Below are 18988 nucleotides of genomic sequence, written 5' to 3'. Positions count from 1 at the left end.
TTAGGCAATTTATATTTTGGATTAGTAACAGAGTTGTTTATCGCATTTACACTGTCATAAACTAGCCAATTATATTTGATTTCCCATTTGTTCCATCATCTTGGCATCTTTTCTAAATCAAATTCAGCAACTTTTCGGAGAGTTTCTAAGCGCTTACTTAAAGTTTTATGCCGGGGAGATTCTACAGCGTATTCGTATTTAGAGCCTGTATGTTGAATATCTGGAACTTGGCAATCAATTAAGTTGCTAAGGTAGCCGACTAGCTTTTTGACAGGTATTAGCCAAGCCTTAGCTAACGCTTTAGTACGGAACCCAATCCAAGCTCTAAAGTAGGAGCCGTCTTCGCTAATCTGATAAGCCACATTGGGGGATAATTTAACAATAGATTCGATACGAGCTATACCCAAACCTTTGAGTTCGGTCAAACTGTAATTTTGGATTTCTCCGCTGTTCCACTCGATTTGGAATGGACGTAGATTTTCAACGTTCAAGCGTTGGACTGTCCCCCTTTGTTGAACTCCTTCTCGGCATTTTAAAATGTAATCTCCCTCTTTAAATCCGTATAATCCTTGTTTCTTGGCTAGGTTTTCTAGGTGCTGCTTCCAGGTTTCTTCCCAAGCTATGTTAAAGTCGAGAAGTTCGTAATTTTCTTCGCTCAATTGTCGAGCCAGTTTTTCTTTGAATTGCTGTTTTTGAATTGGCATAGCGAATTCTAAGAAGTTGTCGGGTATTTCGAGAGCTAAATACGTCTTAGCTCGGATTTTGAGGTCAGCAACAGACAAACTGCGAGCGACTTTTAACTGCTGAGGTGCAGGAATATCTATGGTACAACTTGTCGGGAAGCCTGGAAACAAGTTAATGGGAAAGAGATAAGATTGGTCGAGAGTCGAGATGAAAATGTGGTGTTCAGTCAGCGATTCTACTTGGAAAATAGTTGTGTTACTGAATTGTACCTGTTGCGAATTAGCAAGTACGATGGTTGTGCAAGCTGGAAGTTCTCCAGTAGTTTTTTGAGGAATAAACTGAGGCACAAGGGAGATTTTGAGGACACGAATTTCATCAAGTGTATAATTCCAAGAAAAGCTGTCTTCGCTGTTACTAGCATCCCAGGTAATTCTTACAGGTCGATCGGTTTGATTTAGAGAAGTGACAGTACCGTAATGCTTACCAGTTTTGATGATATCGCCTACTTTAAAGGGAAGTTGATCGGAAGGATGCGGAGTGAGAAAAGGGAAAATTACCGCTACCACTTCTTTAACTTCACTGGGGGGAGTGTTGTCAGATTTAGAGCAAATATTTGAGAGACCGATTAAAGCGGTGTTAGAGTCCATAACCTTTGAGAAGTTAATTTTTTTTCAACTTCTCCCGTTAGGGGGTATCTTCTCGAACAGAAGCCTAAAACTTTCTAGTTTTCGCTAGCATCTTTGGTGCATATAAAGCAAATTTAGGCTTTATTTAGGCTTTAAATTTGTTTAAGTCCCGCTAGATATATCGCCATGCTGTCAAGATCACGATATGGAAAACTAAGCGAGCAAAGATGCCCACTTCTGAAAAAATTGCTGCCGCCATAGAGACGATAGACCACTTGGTAGCTTGGCTACAAGATACCGGACTGAGTGCGTCCGCGATCGCCCAGTTTAAATTCAACTCGCTGGCCTCTATGTACCCAGAACTCAAAGGGGTAGCAGAGACGGCAAAACAACTGATTGGTGCAGCTTCCCCTTTGACAGAAGTTGGGATGACAGTAACGGAACTAGCAGCAATACTCACAGATAACTTAGAGTGCAAAATCAAGCCAGATTTAGTCAACAAAGCTCTAGTTTCATTGGGGTATCAAGAGCGTAATGAAGCCAAGCGAATTTGGATACTGACACAAGCCGGCTCAGCTCATGGTATTTCCTTGCTGGCTACTTCAACAACAAACAAATGGAGTGGTTCTCAAATAAAGTGGTATCGCTCTCTAATTCCCATCTTAGAAGAATACTTAACAAATACAGGAATTTTAGAGAATGGCAGCAGTAGCGATCTCACTGCAATACAAGATACAGAACACTCTGAAATTTCCGAAAAAAGCCTTGCATCAATTACTCAAAATGGTAACTCTCCTAGTATTGACTACTCTCAGGGCTGAAGCACCTGAGTTTCCCGCGTATCGTGAGGCTCTATGAAAAGAAAGCAACTTGGACAGTGCCTGAGCGAGTCAAGGTCTGGGAAATTACAGTCAATCCTAGTCAGATTGAGCTGATTCAATCCTTTGCCGACGATGCCTACACGAAACGCTACAACTCAACACAGTATTAAACCAAAAAAAATCTTAATAAAGTTAGCAAAATAAAGGGAAGGGGAAGGGGAGGGTAAAGGTGTATTGTTCAACCTTTACCCTCCCCTCTACTCTCTCAGATTTTTCAGATGGGTATGAGGGCTATGTCCTTGATTTTATCAAGCTTTTGACGGGGTTGTTATCCCGTTAGGTGTAGCTAACCAGGATTTGTATCAAGTACAACTAAACTTTATGAGAGATGAACAACTGATAAATTCTGAGCGCATAGAACCAGATTTAAGGTTAAGGAAAGTGGCAAAATTACGCAAGTCCTTTGTCAAACTGAGGCGGAATAGATAGTCAGTAACGATTGAGGCAATTGTTTGATTAATTGTGAGACTCTGAGCGTTAAGATTAGCCAACTCAGCACAAGATAAATGGGTATTTCCCAATTCTTCAGGTCGCAATTCTATCAAATTGGGGCATTGTAAAACAGGAGAGGGAAGCGCTCCCATAATGCCTGTTTTCTTGAACTTATCCAGGTGCGGAGTTAGCTCTTCAAGGCTATTATGGCTGCCCAGTAGAATTTGACCGCTATCAAAGTTATTGCCAGCATCAAGATACCAGATTCTAGGAATCTCAGCGTGGCGGTTATTCTCTAGCGTTTTGCCCAAGGAACGGCGAGCAGCACTATTGTCAACGCAGCCAATGATAATTACCAAATCATTCCAGTATGATTTTACCAATTTGGGGTCAAAATAGTCAGGAATTGCACTAATTTCTAGCCCCCAGGTAAGATTGTAACGCAAGGCAAGAGTAGTGGCTTTATTCAGTCCAAGTTCAGATTGACAAAATCTCTGCCTCCCCAAATTTTTCCCTTCCACAATATCGGGATCTACAAAGGTAATATTGACATTTTTCCCAACTTGTTTGAAAACGTAAGCTAATCGTGCTAAACTTTCAGCTACATAAGAGCCAGTGCCGCCACAGCCAACGAGCCATAAGTGAAGGTGAGAGTAATCTTTGAGAAGGAGAGGTGTGGAATTTGCGTACTCAAAGTCGAGGTTTAAGGGAGTTTTGGTAAGCATCAGTGATAAAATGTGGATCTTCAAATACAGAATTAGCTTTAATTAAGCTATAGTGTCCGAAAATTCCGATTCTCACTAAAATCTCAGGAGTCAAGGTATTAACTTTACCCAAGACTGCATAGAGGCGAAAACCCCGCTCATCAGCATCATCTGTGCTGCTAAAGAAAGCAGGCAATTCTGCGTGAGAGTGGCACTCAATTAAAGCAGTTGAGTAGGATGAATTGTCAAAAGGCTGGCAGCTCGTTCGTGTAGTCAATTGGACTGGAATTGTCAGTTGCCATTGATTACTACTGTCAAGGGATAGGTGAAATAAAATCTCTGTGAGATTGCCACTGCTATCTTTGGTGAATACAGCTTTTGTCAATATAGAAAGTAGCAGTTCTGATGGTACTAAACGAGTCTCAAGGTGCAAGTATGGTTCTATAGGTGGCAACCCTTTGATAGTATTGGGCGTTGAATTTGCAACAGGAATCATGGCCTCTAGTCCGGGGCGAACTGAACGCACAAACACGCCGTTAGAGGCTGTAACGTATTCGCAGAATACCCCAGTAGCAATGGGAGGCAAGGGAATAGAGGCATGAATGTGGTTAAAAAGTTTTAGCATTAACTTAAACTTTGTGTTGAACAATAAATATTGAGTGCAGTCCCTACATAGAAGTTTTGATTTAGGTAGGGTTAGCAATCAATAGGAGGTGTTGCACTAAAGAGTCAATTGAAGGACTGTACCTCACTTCAACTAAATCTTTAACAGGATAGGTACGCCTTTTTCTCAAGGCTAAACTTTTCAGATGTTCTCTGACATCTTGGGGAAACTTTCGGCTTTTTTGGCTTGATAAGTCAGCATTGAAAGGAGTGGTTATGAAGCTCTGCCAAGCAATATCAATGGTTTGAGTTGAAGCAACAGGTGGAGTATTTTTACCCCAGCAAATTAAACCGTTTGGATGGATGTTTGGTAAAGGAGTGTGGTAAGCTTTCGACTCTGGGTTGAAAGTAGCAAAATCAGTTGCAAATACCCAATATTGAGTGTTTTGTCCTACAAATACCAAGGCAGTTAGTGGAATAGTAATGGGTTTACTCTCATCAAATTGGAGGTTATATTGGGCAGGAGATATGAATTTTACTACCCAATTTCCTTGAGAGTTAGTTCCCCACCTTATGACTCCTGGGGGCATCCAATCCGTATCAATCGGCTCGTGAGAAAATGCAGTTCTCAAACTGACAGAGGAGAGTAGTTTGTAGTGTTCCTTTGTTCCTTCTCGATAATGGAACAGATATTGTTCTTTGATGAACAGTAATTCAGCATCAATTTCTGCTAGCTGTCGGGGAGCTGTTTGCAGAATTTCACGAAAGACTTCTCCTGACAAATGTTGCATAATAACTTGAAATCGATAGAGGTTATGGAGCTAACCCGATAGGTAAGGTTAGCTCATGCTTGAAAATTAATATTCGTTCGACTGCATTAGGGTAGCAACTCTCCAAGTTTTGTCGGGGTCTTCTGGACATTGTGAACTAACTTCCTGATTTTCCAGCCATGCTTTCCTGTCAAAATAATCAATTTTGAAAAAATAGCTTTTACTGTCAAGTTGAATGCTAAGAAAATCTCGTTCTCCGTAGGGGTTGTTGCCAGCTTCAAAGGTGTTAAAATCTCTTAAGCTGTTCAGCATCTAAAACGCATATTGTATAGTATAATATGAGGATATTTATAAAAAGTCAATGCCTACTAAAAACTTCCTCAGTTCCGAGACAAAGGAAACTCTGCAACAAGCATTAAAAGAGCATGAACATCCAGACATTCGGCAAAGAGCTTTAATTTTTTTGTTACTAAATAACGGAAATACACAAGCTCAAACTGCTGAATTAATTGGATGTTCTCTAAGAAAAGTCGCTTACTGGAGCATTCAGGGCGACCCTGATAATTTAGATAGTTTTAAAGATGAGAGAATGAAGGGTAACTACCGAAAAGCTACAGAAGAATACATTAATTTACTTTTAGAGACAATTGAACTAGAGCCGGAACAATGTGGCTATGAATTCGGGAGATGGACGACAGCCAGACTGGCAATATATCTAGGAGAGAAGACAGGAATCGAGTTGAGTAGTACCCAAGTAAGGAGGATTTTAAAATCAAAAAAGTATGTTTACCTCTGGGCTAAATATAGCTTAGAGTCTAAGCAAGATACCGTACAGAGGAGTTTATTTAAAGATAAATTAGCTGAGTATCTAAGAATAGCCAAAGAATCTCCAGCTCTTCTACAGGTATGGTTTTGGGATGAGAGTGGATTTAGTTTAAGAGTAATTAGAAGGAAAAACTGGTGTAAAAAAGGGACTCGAAGAAAGAAAAAAGGAGACCGAAGAAAGGGTCGTATTAATGTCATGGGTGGAGTGAGGTATTCAGACAAGAAAAGATGGGTAGATTTTATTCCATCTGGAAATTCTGCTAATTTTTATGCAGTGCTGAAAAATTTTTATGGAGATTTAAGAGAAGAGTGGATATTGCAAGGGAATTTAGCGGAAGATTTTCAAGATAAAGGCTGTAAGTTTGTCATTATTTTGGACAATGCTAGTTTTCATAAAAAAGCAGAGATTTTGCAGAAAATAGCAGCAGAGATGCCTAATCTAATCATAGAGTTTCTGCCCAAGTATAGCCCGGACTACAACTTAGTTGAATTGGTATGGCATTCGGCTAAGGAATATGTTGCTAATAGATTATTTGAATCCATTGAAAAACTAGAATCACTGTTAAATAAATTATTAAATGAAGGAGAATTAATTATAAAATGGAACCGAAAAGTAAAAAATAAAGGTAACTTAGTTAATGCAGTTTAGATGTTTGACAGCTTAGTAATTGCAGTAACTTTTGTTGCTGTTCGGGAAGAAGAGCTTTTACAGCTTGAGTAATCCGAATTTCACCAATTTTGGTATCTCCTTGACGTAATTGGTCATTAAGACGTGCAATTCTTTCGGCTGTTGTTAGAGTTTCAGTCATAATTAAGGCCTCAATTTCCAACAACTACAACCGCACTAGCGGTTGCTGGTTCACTCGTAATTATTCGGATTCAGGGGTAATTCAAATTGACAAGGTGCTTTTGTTCCAGAGTTCAAGAATTTGCTGAAAATGTCGATGGCGGTCAGTAGCAAGCCAGTCAATGACCTGTTGAGCCTGGGTTATTAATTCTTTAGCACTTTGCCATTGTTCTGATAAAAATATCAAGTTTTCGACTGTCCATTCTCCAAATTGATACTCGTGTTGAGCGCAGCCGTCAAGCCAAATATTACCCGTTGAGTAATTGAGGAAACTCAGTACAATTGGCATCCCTTTTACGGGAAATTCAGCCAGAGAGCAAAACTGTTGGAATTGCTGATGATTGATCCTATCTGGTGGTAGAATCTGAGAAAATGAAACTTCAAATTCTTGTTCATACCAATCTTTCATCTCATTTTCAGTTAGCCAATTTAGTCCTTCAGAACTTAGAGAAAGCAGGATTTGCCATTCAGGAGCTAAGGAATCAATATCTTCATAGCTCAACCAATCCAACCCCCAAGACTCAATCAGGAGTTGGTCGAGGCGTTCTTCTTGTGCTATTTCTAATTGCCAGGGGCTGATCGGGATAAGTTCTGTTTCGTCAAGAAGACGGAAGAATTCTAATTCGCGGGGGCTATGATTATCAGGAGTATCCGAGTAAATAGAACTGGTACTGGTAGCAAATTCAGTTGAAAAAAAGTGCTGGTAAAGATTGAGAAGTTGAGCGCTATTGAGCGTTTGTCTGAGAAATTCAATCGCTTCAAGTGGCTTAGTTACTGGGTAGGAGTGTCGCAAAGCGGCAATGGCTTGCGACACAGACAAAATAGTTGCAGGCATTAAAAATTAAGAGGAATTTGGAGACAAGCAATAGCTGGCGCAAGTTGGAGTTTTTTGAGAGTGTCTCTAAATCGCTGTAGTTCTTGCTCACCCAGAGCGATCGCGTCAGAGAGTTCTTGAGCCCGACTTGCCAAGGTTAGCGGAGTAACACAACCGCTGATAGAGTCGCATTGCAGAGCCCAAGTGAGTTGGACAGCTTGATTCGGTTCTTCCGGTGCGGAGACAAGTGAGGGGAGTGGGGAATGGGGAGTGAGCAGTACGCATAGTTCTTTTTTCCAATCTTCTTCTACACCCTTTGTCTTGGCTTGTTTGATGATTTTAATGGGTTGACCTGTTTTTCGTTCAATTGTAGCGGAGCTTAATTCAGGGAAGTAAGGAAGTAGGACTTCTAGCAATTTTTCATCATTTGCAGTAATTTCGTTGGGCAGTTCGATTTGCCTGCCTTCATATTCTATTAGACTCATTGTTACCTCTTTAAAACAGGGGGATTTGTACTCCAGCTTCACCTTTGTTGACGGGGTGGTTAGCAGGATTTTGAAGATTTGGTTTGGCTTTTTTCCGGGGTTGACCAACAGAAGAACGAATTTGAGCGCTCACTTTTCGGTTAGGTAGGTTAGAGGCTAACCGCTGGAGCAATTCTTGTAAATGGTTTGGCCAAGCTCCAATCGAGTTTTCTCTAACTTGTACTAATAGTGGTAAGTCGTCATGGCTCGTTGCTGTAATTTCTACGATTCGCCCTTCTGGATGCCCATCGTCTGGTCGCATAACAATGTGGATTTTGATTGTACAAAAATTGAATTCATAAGGTTCTGATTCTCCTTCATCAAGTAAGTCAGGACTCTGTGAAGTGTTCTCAGTTTTGTTGATGGTTTCACCCACTTTTTGAGTAGCTGAAAGTGGAATATCCTCTCCAGTTGGTTCGGAATTTGGTTCTATTTGGGTCATGGCTGGATTCGCAGTACAAGCAAGTGCAGCTTATTCTCAAAAATTGCCGCGATCGCGGCCTTGCTTTTAACGATCTATTTTTTGTAAAGTTTTAACGGTAAGCGTGTTTCCCAAGAAATTTCTTAATTAATTCCCATTAATTATCTGTCCGACAAGATGCGGTCGCACTTGTCTCTATTGATTCTTTGATTGTAATTGCTCAACCCCCTTGACAAGAAGACGAGATAGACATTAGATAAAGGAATGGAAAAACTACCCGGCTTAAAGCAACTATTGAACGAGGCAAAAGAAGCCTTGATAGTAGAGCTATGGCAAGAAATCCAAAAACTCAGCGCAACATTAGCCACCTACGAACCTTGCGCCAGAGCCATCTCCCAAAAAAACTCTTCAAAATTCCGAAGTATTGATAGAGAAGGAATATCTATTGCGCTCGCAAGCTATATTACTATTAGCCACATCTACGATTGCACAGCTATCAATCAGAGCATATTTACTTATGCAATTGTAACTATCCGTACAAATGCGATCGCTCTAGAGCGTCAATCAATACTATGATAAAAAGTTGTAGTTAGTAGAGAATCAGTAAAATATATAAAAAATTCTCCCAGCTATCAGTAGGTTCTGTCGCTGGGAGAAATCGCTGGAAAGTCGGTTTATTCAACTAACGCAGGTATCTCGATTAATTCGATTTCAAACCTTCGCTGCATTCGCCGTTATTCTTTAGGCACAGTAGGCTTTGGTTGCATGTCAAAAATAATCACAAATGTGCGCGTTTTCACTAATCGCTGCAAAACCCGTAGATGATCATCTGCATCGTTTCTCTTACGAAATCGTGCCACAATAACACGCTGACAATTAGGAAGCAGGCTAATGATACACCACGGGTGCAATTTTTCAGAGTAGGTCATTTTAGTACCTCAGCAGTAAAAGTAACAGATTGTGCTCTTGTTTCATTGCTTGCCAAGACAGTAATTGAATAATCTTGTCAAAGACAGGTCACGGTGACATTGATATTTGATGAGGTTTGTGCTAAGACAAGCTCAAATTATCTTTTGATGCTGAAAAAGCTTGGTGTATGTATAGCAGCCACCAAAACTGTTGGAACAAGTCAGCAGTATATGATTGCGACAACGTATACAGTCGTTGCCCTGAACAGTCTTTCCGTTATACCCGCCACTATTAATCCAGGCTATTCTCTTCGCAAGGCGGACACAGGAAAGCCACCAATGTCTCTGGAATTTCCTCAAAGTGTTCCAGCAGAAAATCCATTAAAGCCAAATGACGCAAATCGACAGCAGTAGGAAATCTGCGATTTTTCCCCTTTCTAAACCAACCCCGCACTGTAGAATCAGAACGAGAACAAATAAAAGCAATTTCCTCATAACTCACTCCCCACTTTGCATAAAACTGCCTCGGTGTCATTCCGAATTGGCATTGACTGTAAACTGCAATCAAATTGCGTTCTCTATCGGTCAGATTCTGCTGCTTTTTTATCATCCTCAAACTTCTCCAAATCTTCCTCCCAGGCAGTATCAAACTGACACCACGTTGCACTTTTGGAATCAGGAGTAAGGCAAATTATGTAGCACCACATCCAACAGCATTGACACTGTTCGTAATTGTAAAATTTGCCGATAACCATTCCTCTGTCAGCTTCTTCGCTAACACCCGTCCAGCGCACCATCTCGCCGCACTTAAAGCGCGGGAGATGAATTTTGGCAAAGTTTACAGGAAATTCAATTGCAGGCGGCATATCCTTCAACTGTTTTAGTGGCAGGGTCGAAATCAAATCTCGCTTTCCTTTTGAGATTGACATGAGTTCTTAACTGTGCATCGACTGCAACAGATTTGTTTTGATAGGTTTTTATGCCAATTTCTTGATAAAGAAATTGCAGCGCGATATTTCCTTAAATCAATCAATTGGAATCTATATTTGACGAACTATTCTCAAAGCCCAACTCGGGCTAGGCTATCAGTTTTTTGAGATACCCCCCAATCGCGTTGATGTCAAGTCCGGTTGCAGCCGACTTGTATAGTAAAGGTGTAGTTGCTTTCGTCAGCGAGGTGCGATGATGGACAAACGTCTCCAAATCGAACCACACCGGGAAGTAGAAGGGTTATTGGAGAATATTGATGACTTGTTCTTCAGGCTCTAACTGGCCGCAAAAAAGGTTGCAGGTAGAATCAAACAATAGTATAATTAGATTAGTGAATAATAATTTTATTGGTAGCGCGGTGTTATGAACGCCCAAAAACCTGTTACTTTCAGAGACCTCATAGACGCGATCGCCACCTTACCGATTATCAACTTTTCCGAGAATTCGAGTCAGTTGAATAGCAATAAGCGGGAAGTGAGTTGCAATAAGCGCCTCCGATTGCCCAGAAAGCGATTGAGCCGGATTTGGTTAGCCATCAAAGAATAGAAGCCAGTTAGCCTACTTGACGTAAACCCCCTTTCGTCCAATAATGAAGGAATTTACGCTAAGAGGGCTGCGCCGTGAAGGTTCAAGGGAATGGGCGCGCTAAGATTTTGACGCCCGCAGAAATTGACCGACTGTTTGACCGGGGTTTTATTACAGCAAGGGACAGGCTTTTGTTTGCTGTAACTTTTTACTGCGCCTGCCGCATTTCAGAGGCGTTAGCTTTAACAACTCACGACATTGTTGGGGGGTCAGTCACGTTGCGGAAAGCGACGACAAAGGGGAAATCAGCAACGCGAACGCTGCCGCTCCATCCTATGCTGGCTAAGTATTTAAAGGCTTACAATCCAGATGTAGGTTTTTTGTTTCCGGGGCGAGACAATACGAAGCCTTTGACTCGCGCCGCATCGGATGTGATTTTTAAAGAAGCTTGCAAGCGGGTAAGAATTAAGGGGGCTTCAACACATTCGATGCGGCGGACGGCGCTGACTAATTTGAGCAATGCGGGGGTGCCGCTGCGGGTGATTATGGAGATTTCGGGACACAAAAATTTGTCGAGTCTCCAGCGCTATTTGGAGGTACAGCCGGAACAGCTTGTCAAGGCGATTGGACTTTTGAAGTAAGGCGACAGAGCTCAATATTTTCCTGTCCTTCAATATTACCGGAGTTTATAGATATTCCGAAACCGACAGCATTCAGCCTCAAACAGCAACTTAACCGTTCCCGTTCCGCTATTGCGCCCTTTCAATCCAATAATTTCAGCGATTCCCCGATCGGGAGAATCAGGATTGTAATAATCGTCCCTGTAAACTCCAAGCACAACATCCGCATCCTGTTCAATTCCACCAGAGCCACGCAAATCCGATAAACTTGGACGCTTGTTCGTGCGAGTCTCTACCCCCCGATTGAGCTGAGAAAGCAGCACAACCGGCGCGTCAACCTCGCGAGCCAAAATCTTCATCTGCCGCGTAATTTCGCTAATTTTATTGACAACATTTTCATCCGCCGAATTCACCATCAATTGCAAGTAATCAATAATTACCAAACCCAATGGGCCGCGCTCACAAACAAACTCCCTAACTCTGGAACGAATCTCCAAGGGAGACGGTTCCAAACTTTCGTCTATCCAAAAATCAGCATCGCTAACTTTCCCTAAAGCCGAAGCTAGGACTTCGTACTTACCAGCTAGGTTAACTTTCCTGATATCTTTCACCGACACCCCACTCTCAAGTGCCATTAGTCGTGCTGCCAAGTCCCGACCTGGCATTTCCATCGAAAACATCAAAACTCGACCGTTCGTGGAAAGGGAAGCAATGTTGTAGCCAAGGGCACAAGCCAAAGCTGTTTTGCCGCTGCCGGGGCGACCTCCTATGACAATCAATTCACCTCGGTAAAATCCCCCTCCCAAGAGGTCGTCGAGGTCGTAAAACCCTGTGCTGATTCCAGGAAAGTAGTTAGCAGTCTCCAAGCGCTCTTCCTCAATTTCATCTAGATATCGCCAAAGCTCTCCGCAGTATTCGGAGAGAGGTCGAATAGCTTTTTGTCGCTCTTCTCTGTACTTATTGAGGGCAAAAATCTTTTCCTCGGCTTTATTTAGTATCGCATCCAATTCGGTGGAAGTCTCGTAGCCAAGCTGCACGATGTCATTGCCAACTTTGATGAGTTCGCGCCGGACAAACTTGTCCATGACTAGCAAGGCATACTGGTCGATATTGACGGCTGAAACAGTTCGGTCTACCAGCATTACCAGTTTGATTTGACCTCCTACTACTTCCAGCAGGTTGTGGTCGTCGAGGAAGGTGGTGATGTTCATCAAATCTGTGGGCTGGTCTAGAGAATGCAGCACCAAAGCGGCCCGATAAATATGTTGGTGGACTGTAATTGCCAATGCTTCGGGACGCAGAATATTTGCGATTCTTTTAATGGCTATTGGATCGATCAGAATTCCGCCTAAAATTGCTTCCTCTGCATCAATATTGCTCGGAATAATTTTGTCAACTAAACTGACTGCCATGTCTGGTATTCTCCTTTGATCTTGTTGCTAATTCAACTGTGCGAAAAGTTGTCTAAAAGATGAAAAGCTGTCTAAATGGGTTGGACGATAACTGTTTTCACAGCTAAGCTAAATAGCTAAGTAGTAGACAATTTGTTCACAATTTGTTTTGCTTGCTGAGGAAATCGCTGTATCCACTGCAAGTAAATTTGCTGCTGAATACCTAGCGCTGCGAAAGCTTCTTCGCCTAGTTCTTGGAACTGTTCGGATAACTTTCGGTGAGTTGTTAATGGCATATACTGAGGGTCAATATAATCCTCAGTTATTCTTGTTGTCTGTGCAGAAGGAGAATTTTTTGGAGTTGGAGAAGAGCCTGCTGAAGCTGGAGACGAAACAACATTTGTTGGGTTCGAGTTTGGAAAACCATTAGTTTTTCCCCACCAACGACCGCGCAAACAGTCAACAATCCATCCTGAAGGGTTAGATATTTGCTTTGTTTGGCTTCTGATTTGCAGCAGGTTTATGGCTGCTTGAATTTCTTCTAAGTTGTACTGGAGGACGCAAACTCTCAATTCGGGATTCATCCCTCCTGTGGCTTGCATAACTATCTCGACAATCTGAGTCGCATCGGGGTTTGTAATTGCAACCGCTTCAGAGTTAGCAATCGCAACTACTTCGGCAATTTTAGTCGTTTCGGAATTGACAATTGCAACCGCTTCGATAATTTCAGTTACATCAGGATTGGAAATTGCAACCGCTTCGGAATTGGCAATTGCAACCACTTTGACAATTTCAGTTGCTTCGGAGTTAGCAATCGCAACCGCTTCGGCAATTTCAGTTACATCAGGGTTGGCAATTGCAATCGCTTCATAATTGGCAATTGCAACCACTTCGGCAATTTCAGTTGCTTTGGAATTGGCAATTACAACTGTTTCGACAATTTTAGCGACTTGAGGATTAACGAACGAAGATGTTTCGAGATTTAACCGGACAGCTTTGTTGGTTATTGTTGGTTCGGCGCCAGAGATTCTTTGATGGTCGAGGCTGTCGAGTTTTGTGGGTAGTTTTTGCGGGGGTTCAGAGGTTAAACCTGTTTGTTCTGAACTGCAAGGTATTGTCGCATCATCGATCGCTTGAATTTTATCTGAATTAGTATTCAGATATTCAGCGGTTGGGGCGGAATATTTATCCTCAGTTAGAATTTTTAGTCTTTGTTGTGAATTTTTATTTGACTGACTGTCTTTGGTCTGGATTTGAGTAGCAGGTTTTGGTTCTACATTTTTTGGTTTTACATTTGTCTTGGCTAAATTTTCTCTTTCTTCAAAAAAACTTAAAAAAACAGCAGCAACATTTTCAGTGCTTTGCTGTCCTTTCTTATCCTCTGTAAAGAGTACGGCGCCATCAGGGTTTGAACCCTCTATTTGCTCAATTTTTGACTGTTGACGTTGATTTTTTGATGAGTTGCTCAGTTTTTGGAATTTTGAGTGGGTATGAGTGAAGGGGCGAACGTCGCCCAGGTGCTGCACTGCTATGCGAAAAATGCCGCGTCCGTAGTTTTTCAGGATTTTGACCAAACCGAGTTTTTCGAGCTGTCTGAGGGCTGTCCGCCTGGTGTTGGGGCTGTAGGGCTTGCCATTGCGGACTCTTGTGGCTCGTTTTTCGCCCAAGGGGATGTCATAGATGTCGATTTCCTCTGGTTTGCCGCCGATGCAGGTTCTGTACAGGTAGAGGGCGAGTTTGATGGCGCTGGGGGTAGCGCCTTCGAGTACGTCGGCCAGGGCTTCGTAAATTGAGGCATATCTGGTGAGTGGTGGTTTGTGCCAGGTAGTTGTATCTGCAACCATTTTTTGTTCGCGGTAAAAATGAGCGTGTCACTTTTAGCGGCTGTGGTAGCTACTAGAAGCGTGCGAGAGGGGTTGTTATGGATTTGGTCGGATTTGGTCGCGGGGTATCCGCTCGTGCTTGCAGCAGGAAGGCGAGATGCGCTCCATCGCGCTGCATTGGCGATCGATCGTCGAGCCCGTGCGATTATTTTTTCCATCCTGCCAGGTCGATCGTCGCGGGATGTGGTGGCGGATCAGTCTTGTCAGACTTATAAGAGTTGTAATCAAAAGCTGAAACTTATATATAGCAAGAGTTTCAAAAAATCATAATCCTGGGATGTGGATAAGATTATCCTGGGATGTGGATAAAATTGTCCTGGGATGTGGATGTTTTTGTAATCAAGCTTAAACCCATATACTGTAAGGGTTCAAGCTCGATTTTTTAAGTTTTTTTTATGATTACACGGCTGCTGTCAGCTTGATTACGGCAACTAGCCCTTTAGGCTCGCTGGATCTCGCTAATTCTGAAAATAGGAGTATTTGAATGCGTTCACCTGCATAGCTATCCGCGAGATACCGGACAAAACTGGACAACCAGCTCAAACCAGTAAAGATACAGCCCGGTAAAGTCTGGACTGAGGTTGCGTTAAGAAAGTCATGGCACCCGCAAGATACGCAGCCAGCCCCAGGCTCTGTCGCTGCGATCGCTCAAATTGAATAACAACTTGAATAACCAATCTTTTATTGATCGGGCGTAAAAAATTTTTGCTTGCTGTTGATTAGTAAGGCTTTTGCTGGGTAACATCAAAATTCTCTAACGTGCCTAAAATCGACACAGCGCAAGGTCAAAGTTTTTTATCTGCTTGAAGTCACGATCGTAGGATAAAAAACACTAACCCAATCTATGAGCAGCTTTGGGTAATACAATTTCTCTAAAATGCTGCTACAATGCGGGTCGAGTACCCAATACAATTAGATTCGAGCGGTACAAACTACTGTTGCATTATTTTGGAGAAATGGTATAAGTTTTCCGAAGCAGCGACCAGTGAGGCGACGAGTCAGTTTGGTACGAGTACCGCGCCCCAAAACTGAATTCAACAGCCGACAAGTTTCAAACCCCCATCGATCTAAAATCTCCAATCTCAAATGCGATCGACTTCACTCAGCGATATCCAATAGAGCGAGCAATTTAGTCTCTATTTCCGGGCTGACAGTCCGCTGACCACGCTCTATCTGAGCAATCAGCGACTGTGAAACCCCCAACCAACCAGCTAATTTTCTCTGAGTCCACCCCTTACCTTCACGGGCTTTTCGCACGGAAGCACCTGCTATCGAGAGTGGTTTTGCCGAAGCGCGCTTTAATTGTTTGGGTTGGGTCTTCTTTGAGATTAAAAGTGGGATGGGTTCTGGCTGAAGGATGGTAATTTTGGCCGCCAGCCAGCATTCCAGGTAGCCTTTTGGGTTTCTTTCTTTGTTCTCAGGCTGAAGTTTATCTGGATAAGTTTCCGGGTCAAATTCTATTTGCCACTCCAGATTCATTAATAGTTTTAAGGCACTATCCCAGCTCTGCTTTAATTTGTAGGCTTTGCGATTATCGCTGCGAGCTGAGTCAATTTGTGGAGATGGTAAAATCGCTTTTAGTAGCGTTAAAACTCGGTATTCACCACTGGCGTGAAATCGGCTTTCTATGGTGACATGAATTGCTAGTCTTAAGGCAAATTCGTTATGGTACGGATCGATTCTCAGCACTTGCTGGGAAAGATAGCCAAACTGATATAACGCTTCTCTCGACTTGGCTCCAGCTCGGTTCAAAAAATCCTGAGTCCACAATCCGGGTTGGACTGTGATGTAGATTTCATGGGGGTTGTCTATCTTACCTTCAAAATTTAACTGACCTTGGGGTTTGATGTAGACATTCCACATTCTCCCTACAGGAGCACTAGCTATAATTTGCCCTTTCTTGTTCATTCCCTCAATCCAAACAGCTTTGACCAACAAACAATCAAGGGCAAATGCTGTATTAGCAATCTCTAGCAGTTTTTCTATTTGAGTTTTTTTGTGATTTTTATCCCATCCCATTTCCTTAACAATATCGCTGGCTTTTAGTGTAAAGCTGCTGTGCCAAGGAGTCTCTTGTTTCATGGTGTGAGCTGCAAAAATAATGTGCAATTTTGCGCTGGTAAACCCAAACTTATCAATGATTTGCTGGGCTTCGTTCCAAGGCAGCAGGGTAATGTCACCTGGGCTGGAAATGTAATGCTCGATATAATTGTTTGAGTTACCCTTTGCTTCATGTTGAAAAACAGCAATACTGCTGGCAGCTTCATACCACAAATCAGGTCGGATCTGCGCGCGGAGACTGGAAGCCATCAGAGCTGCTGTTGGAACAGCTTCTACAGATTTATTCTTGAATAATGGGGGTTCGGTTACTGGAATTGGAAGGGGTGCAAGTTCTAAGATTTTTGCCAACTGAGCTGCTGATAGATTTTGTATATTTATTTGTTGTAGTAATTCATCGGCAGCATGATATCCACACGCACTAATTATCTGAGATTCTGTCCGGGATTCGGATTTGGGTAAGGATGCGTCAGGGTGAAAAGCGATCGTTCCAGGCAGAATATCCGATAGGTTTTCTCCTCGCTCGCAGATATCTAATTGATTCAGTATCCACTCTGCATTCTTTTCCAGAAAATCAGATATAAAGTATTTCTCGAATGTTTTTTCAATAGTTCCTAATAATTGTGGGGTGATTTTTAAATCGCGATACGGTAAGTGTTTTATTCCACTGTTTTGAGATATAATTGTTTTCAAAACATGATGCAATCGGGTAGCAATATTCACTAATATTGAAGATAGGAGTTTACCTTCTCTACCTAGTTTGAGAGCGTATTGTTGGATGCGATCGCGGTCTCTCATAAGGACAATGTGTTTTCAGGTTGCCACATATATCGAATCAAGCAAGATTTAACCCGCCGACTATTAATGGTAAAATCCTCAAGGCGATCGGTGCTTGCTACAACCAACAAAAAGCTGTTTTGCGATCGAAATTACCGTCAGACAGAACAACTTATCAAAAAATTCAAAAACTGACTCACAAGCTTGCATTGCCTCATGGATAACTACCTCCACAATGCAATTCGTTTATTATAGATTGTCTGGCAGCTAATCAGATCGAAGGCGATCGATAAAAACGATGGGTAGAAACAGTCGATCGATTTCAGCAGACAGCCCCATCGAAACTTTGTTGTTATACCAAATTCATAAAATATCGCTAAATATCTACCCCCTCAACTCCCCCGTTCGAGGGGAGGAGTTAGAACTGCCTCTGTAGCAGAAATTTATGAAATTGGTATTATTCCCCACCATTTTGTTTCAAAACCGCCTCAATTTCCGCCAGCTTTTGGCGCAAAACCTCCTGCAACTCCACCAGTTGTTCAACCTCAGCTTGCTCCAACACTTGCGGTGACAGCTTTTTCAAATTCCCGGTTGCCAACTTGACCTGCTTGAACGGGCGGGCTGCTCCTGGGAAATCATCCAGAGTGGAACTGATAATTTCTTGCACCAATTTACGAGTTTGGGTCACTGACAATTTATCGGCAATAACTTGATTAGTTGTTTTAACTCTAATCGGCAGCGCTTCTTCCTCTGGCAAGACTAAATTTTTAGCAGAGAGTTTAGAAAGAGCCATTGCATGAACCCCTTTAAGTCCTAATTGCCTGATAGCAGTCTTAAGGTCATCAGCCAAAGACAGCATCGGGAAAATGTTGGCATCGATAGAAGCGGGATTGAGCTGCAAATCCAACAGTGTCCGCAAAACGGCCAACTCTTGTTCATCCAAACCCAAAGCGGCCAAACCCTGTTGCTGCTCGTCAGGTGCCACCGTCACCAACTCGGAAACCAAGTTCATCCGTTTTTGCGCGTTCAAGCGTCGCACCACTGTCGAGAGAATGCGGGGGATAGTTGCAGCTTCCAAACCCGTATTTTCAGACAACTCCCGCACAATAGCTTCTGCTTTATCGAGGGGATTGAGATCTTCCCGGTGCAGGGAAGTCAGCAGTGCTTTGCGGTGCAAAGCCGCGGGTTCTGGAACGATCACAGCTTGTAAAGTTTCCCAGCCCAGATTTTTAGCGCTGCGCCAGCGCCGCTCTCCATCGAATATCACCAAATCCCCCCGTTGAATCAAGATAATGGGTTGCAGTTGTCCGTCACTAGCAAGGGAACGGGACATGGACTCGATACTTTCCGGCAAAAATGTCTGTCTGGGTTGTTCAGGATTAGGCTGAATTTGGTCTAGTGAAATGGAGAGGATACCGCTGGCGGATTCTAGTTGTTCTCGCAGTGCAGTCAATTGAGATTCCAATTCCGTTGAACCCGATTTTCGCAGTTCTTCAATTTCTGCTTTGAGTTCCTGAATCTCGGATTCAGCTTCAGAGAGGTGCATTGACTGCTTGGCGGATGAAAAATAATTTCCCAAGTCGGGAGCTTTACGGGTGGCCATAGCGATTTTAGATTTTAAATTGGGGATTGGAAGAAGTCAGTTCATGGCTATAAGCCAAAAACGAAGGATTCGTTTTCGCCGGCGCAAGTTGTGACTGTGAAT

General features: G+C 42.6%; 23 protein-coding genes. 8 read left to right on the top strand and 15 right to left on the bottom strand.

Annotated elements, in window-relative coordinates; translation table 11 throughout:
* Positions 1–95: 95 nt before the first annotated feature.
* Complete coding sequence (locus QT984_RS03750) at positions 96–1331, bottom strand: hypothetical protein (RefSeq protein ID WP_333151819.1); 1236 nt, start codon at positions 1329–1331, stop codon at positions 96–98.
* Positions 1332–1537: 206 nt separating this feature from the next.
* Here QT984_RS03750 and QT984_RS03745 point away from each other — a divergent pair, with 206 nt between their 5' ends.
* Both QT984_RS03745 and QT984_RS03740 read left to right on the top strand, forming a co-directional pair.
* Positions 1538–2131, top strand: a complete 594-nt coding sequence (locus tag QT984_RS03745; RefSeq protein WP_333121257.1) for a hypothetical protein — start codon at positions 1538–1540, stop codon at positions 2129–2131.
* A gap of 23 nt (positions 2132–2154) precedes the next feature.
* The gene (locus QT984_RS03740) at positions 2155–2301 is read left to right on the top strand and encodes a hypothetical protein (RefSeq protein WP_333339930.1); all 147 of its coding nucleotides are present in this window, start codon (positions 2155–2157) and stop codon (positions 2299–2301) included.
* 192 nt (positions 2302–2493) lie between these two features.
* Here QT984_RS03740 and QT984_RS03735 read toward each other — a convergent pair whose 3' ends face one another.
* The 4 genes from QT984_RS03735 to QT984_RS03720 form a co-directional block, all read right to left on the bottom strand.
* Positions 2494–3348, bottom strand: a complete 855-nt coding sequence (locus tag QT984_RS03735) for a PRTRC system ThiF family protein (protein ID WP_333151816.1) — start codon at positions 3346–3348, stop codon at positions 2494–2496.
* Positions 3314–3952 carry a hypothetical protein gene (locus QT984_RS03730; RefSeq protein ID WP_333151815.1) on the bottom strand — a complete coding sequence of 213 codons (639 nt, stop codon included), beginning with the start codon at positions 3950–3952 and terminating at the stop codon, positions 3314–3316. The genes QT984_RS03735 and QT984_RS03730 overlap by 35 nt, the downstream gene beginning before the upstream one ends.
* A gap of 61 nt (positions 3953–4013) precedes the next feature.
* A complete protein-coding gene (locus tag QT984_RS03725) occupies positions 4014–4721 on the bottom strand; it encodes a prokaryotic E2 ligase family D protein (protein ID WP_216670293.1) in 708 nt (235 codons plus the stop codon).
* A gap of 66 nt (positions 4722–4787) precedes the next feature.
* The gene (locus QT984_RS03720; RefSeq protein WP_333373194.1) at positions 4788–5012 is read right to left on the bottom strand and encodes a DUF3768 domain-containing protein; all 225 of its coding nucleotides are present in this window, start codon (positions 5010–5012) and stop codon (positions 4788–4790) included.
* Positions 5013–5061: 49 nt separating this feature from the next.
* Between QT984_RS03720 and QT984_RS03715 the strand changes: the two genes are divergently transcribed.
* Positions 5062–6174 (top strand): IS630 family transposase, encoded by a 1113-nt coding sequence (locus QT984_RS03715; protein ID WP_333373191.1) that lies wholly within the window; start codon positions 5062–5064, stop codon positions 6172–6174.
* On the opposite strand, the gene QT984_RS03710 is transcribed toward QT984_RS03715, so the two are convergent.
* The 4 genes from QT984_RS03710 to QT984_RS03695 form a co-directional block, all read right to left on the bottom strand.
* The gene (locus QT984_RS03710) at positions 6161–6334 is read right to left on the bottom strand and encodes a hypothetical protein (protein WP_333373188.1); all 174 of its coding nucleotides are present in this window, start codon (positions 6332–6334) and stop codon (positions 6161–6163) included. The genes QT984_RS03715 and QT984_RS03710 overlap by 14 nt on opposite strands.
* A gap of 81 nt (positions 6335–6415) precedes the next feature.
* Positions 6416–7207, bottom strand: a complete 792-nt coding sequence (locus tag QT984_RS03705) for a hypothetical protein (protein ID WP_332946641.1) — start codon at positions 7205–7207, stop codon at positions 6416–6418.
* Positions 7207–7671, bottom strand: coding sequence for a hypothetical protein (locus QT984_RS03700; protein ID WP_172186658.1), 465 nt, complete (start codon positions 7669–7671; stop codon positions 7207–7209). Before QT984_RS03700 ends, QT984_RS03705 begins: the two co-directional genes overlap by 1 nt.
* A 10-nt stretch (positions 7672–7681) precedes the next feature.
* A complete protein-coding gene (locus tag QT984_RS03695) occupies positions 7682–8152 on the bottom strand; it encodes a hypothetical protein (RefSeq protein ID WP_172186659.1) in 471 nt (156 codons plus the stop codon).
* Positions 8153–8395: 243 nt separating this feature from the next.
* Here QT984_RS03695 and QT984_RS03690 point away from each other — a divergent pair, with 243 nt between their 5' ends.
* Positions 8396–8707 (top strand): hypothetical protein, encoded by a 312-nt coding sequence (locus QT984_RS03690; protein ID WP_332946638.1) that lies wholly within the window; start codon positions 8396–8398, stop codon positions 8705–8707.
* Between the two features lie 624 nt (positions 8708–9331).
* Here the strand turns inward: QT984_RS03690 and QT984_RS03685 are convergent.
* Both QT984_RS03685 and QT984_RS03680 read right to left on the bottom strand, forming a co-directional pair.
* Positions 9332–9607: a helix-turn-helix domain-containing protein gene (locus tag QT984_RS03685; protein ID WP_333373184.1), complete on the bottom strand. Its 276-nt coding sequence runs from the start codon at positions 9605–9607 to the stop codon at positions 9332–9334.
* 10 nt (positions 9608–9617) lie between these two features.
* Positions 9618–9968, bottom strand: coding sequence for a hypothetical protein (locus QT984_RS03680; protein WP_333151808.1), 351 nt, complete (start codon positions 9966–9968; stop codon positions 9618–9620).
* Between the two features lie 424 nt (positions 9969–10392).
* Between QT984_RS03680 and QT984_RS03675 the strand changes: the two genes are divergently transcribed.
* Together QT984_RS03675 and QT984_RS03670 are read left to right on the top strand one after the other, a co-directional pair.
* Complete coding sequence (locus QT984_RS03675) at positions 10393–10575, top strand: hypothetical protein (protein ID WP_333151806.1); 183 nt, start codon at positions 10393–10395, stop codon at positions 10573–10575.
* A 74-nt stretch (positions 10576–10649) separates the two neighbouring features.
* Complete coding sequence (locus QT984_RS03670) at positions 10650–11195, top strand: site-specific integrase (protein ID WP_333085761.1); 546 nt, start codon at positions 10650–10652, stop codon at positions 11193–11195.
* Positions 11196–11230: 35 nt separating this feature from the next.
* Here the strand turns inward: QT984_RS03670 and dnaB are convergent, their stop codons facing one another.
* Positions 11231–12586, bottom strand: coding sequence for a replicative DNA helicase (gene dnaB, locus QT984_RS03665; RefSeq protein ID WP_333373180.1), 1356 nt, complete (start codon positions 12584–12586; stop codon positions 11231–11233).
* A gap of 116 nt (positions 12587–12702) precedes the next feature.
* Positions 12703–14409 carry a hypothetical protein gene (locus tag QT984_RS03660; RefSeq protein ID WP_333033767.1) on the bottom strand — a complete coding sequence of 569 codons (1707 nt, stop codon included), beginning with the start codon at positions 14407–14409 and terminating at the stop codon, positions 12703–12705.
* An 18-nt stretch (positions 14410–14427) separates the two neighbouring features.
* Here QT984_RS03660 and QT984_RS03655 point away from each other — a divergent pair, with 18 nt between their 5' ends.
* The gene (locus QT984_RS03655; RefSeq protein WP_333033766.1) at positions 14428–14718 is read left to right on the top strand and encodes a hypothetical protein; all 291 of its coding nucleotides are present in this window, start codon (positions 14428–14430) and stop codon (positions 14716–14718) included.
* Positions 14719–15546: 828 nt separating this feature from the next.
* Here QT984_RS03655 and QT984_RS03650 read toward each other — a convergent pair.
* Positions 15547–17304 carry a helix-turn-helix transcriptional regulator gene (locus QT984_RS03650; RefSeq protein WP_333033765.1) on the bottom strand — a complete coding sequence of 586 codons (1758 nt, stop codon included), beginning with the start codon at positions 17302–17304 and terminating at the stop codon, positions 15547–15549.
* 20 nt (positions 17305–17324) lie between these two features.
* On the opposite strand from QT984_RS03650, the gene QT984_RS03645 reads away from it, so the two are divergent.
* Positions 17325–17507, top strand: coding sequence for a hypothetical protein (locus QT984_RS03645; RefSeq protein ID WP_333151800.1), 183 nt, complete (start codon positions 17325–17327; stop codon positions 17505–17507).
* A 233-nt stretch (positions 17508–17740) separates the two neighbouring features.
* On the opposite strand, the gene QT984_RS03640 is transcribed toward QT984_RS03645, so the two are convergent.
* On the bottom strand, positions 17741–18886 hold the full coding sequence (locus tag QT984_RS03640) for a ParB/RepB/Spo0J family partition protein (RefSeq protein WP_333151798.1): 1146 nt from the start codon (positions 18884–18886) through the stop codon (positions 17741–17743).
* Positions 18887–18988: the final 102 nt, after the last annotated feature.

The organism is Microcoleus sp. Z1_B2, assembly GCF_036700325.1.
GTDB lineage: Bacteria > Cyanobacteriota > Cyanobacteriia > Cyanobacteriales > Microcoleaceae > Microcoleus.
This window is presented reverse-complemented; position numbering and strand designations above follow the sequence as displayed.

Bases quoted from the DNA above. Each gene is read 5' to 3' on its own strand.
- QT984_RS03750 (WP_333151819.1), bottom strand. From the start codon at position 1,331: ATGGACTCTAACACCGCTTTAATCGGTCTCTCAAATATTTGCTCTAAA.
- QT984_RS03745 (WP_333121257.1), top strand. From the start codon at position 1,538: ATGCCCACTTCTGAAAAAATTGCTGCCGCCATAGAGACGATAGACCAC.
- QT984_RS03735 (WP_333151816.1), bottom strand. From the start codon at position 3,348: ATGCTTACCAAAACTCCCTTAAACCTCGACTTTGAGTACGCAAATTCC.
- QT984_RS03730 (WP_333151815.1), bottom strand. From the start codon at position 3,952: ATGCTAAAACTTTTTAACCACATTCATGCCTCTATTCCCTTGCCTCCC.
- QT984_RS03725 (WP_216670293.1), bottom strand. From the start codon at position 4,721: ATGCAACATTTGTCAGGAGAAGTCTTTCGTGAAATTCTGCAAACAGCT.
- QT984_RS03720 (WP_333373194.1), bottom strand. From the start codon at position 5,012: ATGCTGAACAGCTTAAGAGATTTTAACACCTTTGAAGCTGGCAACAAC.
- QT984_RS03715 (WP_333373191.1), top strand. From the start codon at position 5,062: ATGCCTACTAAAAACTTCCTCAGTTCCGAGACAAAGGAAACTCTGCAA.
- QT984_RS03710 (WP_333373188.1), bottom strand. From the start codon at position 6,334: ATGACTGAAACTCTAACAACAGCCGAAAGAATTGCACGTCTTAATGAC.
- QT984_RS03705 (WP_332946641.1), bottom strand. From the start codon at position 7,207: ATGCCTGCAACTATTTTGTCTGTGTCGCAAGCCATTGCCGCTTTGCGA.
- QT984_RS03700 (WP_172186658.1), bottom strand. From the start codon at position 7,671: ATGAGTCTAATAGAATATGAAGGCAGGCAAATCGAACTGCCCAACGAA.
- QT984_RS03695 (WP_172186659.1), bottom strand. From the start codon at position 8,152: ATGACCCAAATAGAACCAAATTCCGAACCAACTGGAGAGGATATTCCA.
- QT984_RS03690 (WP_332946638.1), top strand. From the start codon at position 8,396: ATGGAAAAACTACCCGGCTTAAAGCAACTATTGAACGAGGCAAAAGAA.
- QT984_RS03680 (WP_333151808.1), bottom strand. From the start codon at position 9,968: ATGTCAATCTCAAAAGGAAAGCGAGATTTGATTTCGACCCTGCCACTA.
- QT984_RS03675 (WP_333151806.1), top strand. From the start codon at position 10,393: ATGAACGCCCAAAAACCTGTTACTTTCAGAGACCTCATAGACGCGATC.
- dnaB (WP_333373180.1), bottom strand. From the start codon at position 12,586: ATGGCAGTCAGTTTAGTTGACAAAATTATTCCGAGCAATATTGATGCA.
- QT984_RS03660 (WP_333033767.1), bottom strand. From the start codon at position 14,409: ATGGTTGCAGATACAACTACCTGGCACAAACCACCACTCACCAGATAT.
- QT984_RS03655 (WP_333033766.1), top strand. From the start codon at position 14,428: ATGAGCGTGTCACTTTTAGCGGCTGTGGTAGCTACTAGAAGCGTGCGA.
- QT984_RS03650 (WP_333033765.1), bottom strand. From the start codon at position 17,304: ATGAGAGACCGCGATCGCATCCAACAATACGCTCTCAAACTAGGTAGA.
- QT984_RS03640 (WP_333151798.1), bottom strand. From the start codon at position 18,886: ATGGCCACCCGTAAAGCTCCCGACTTGGGAAATTATTTTTCATCCGCC.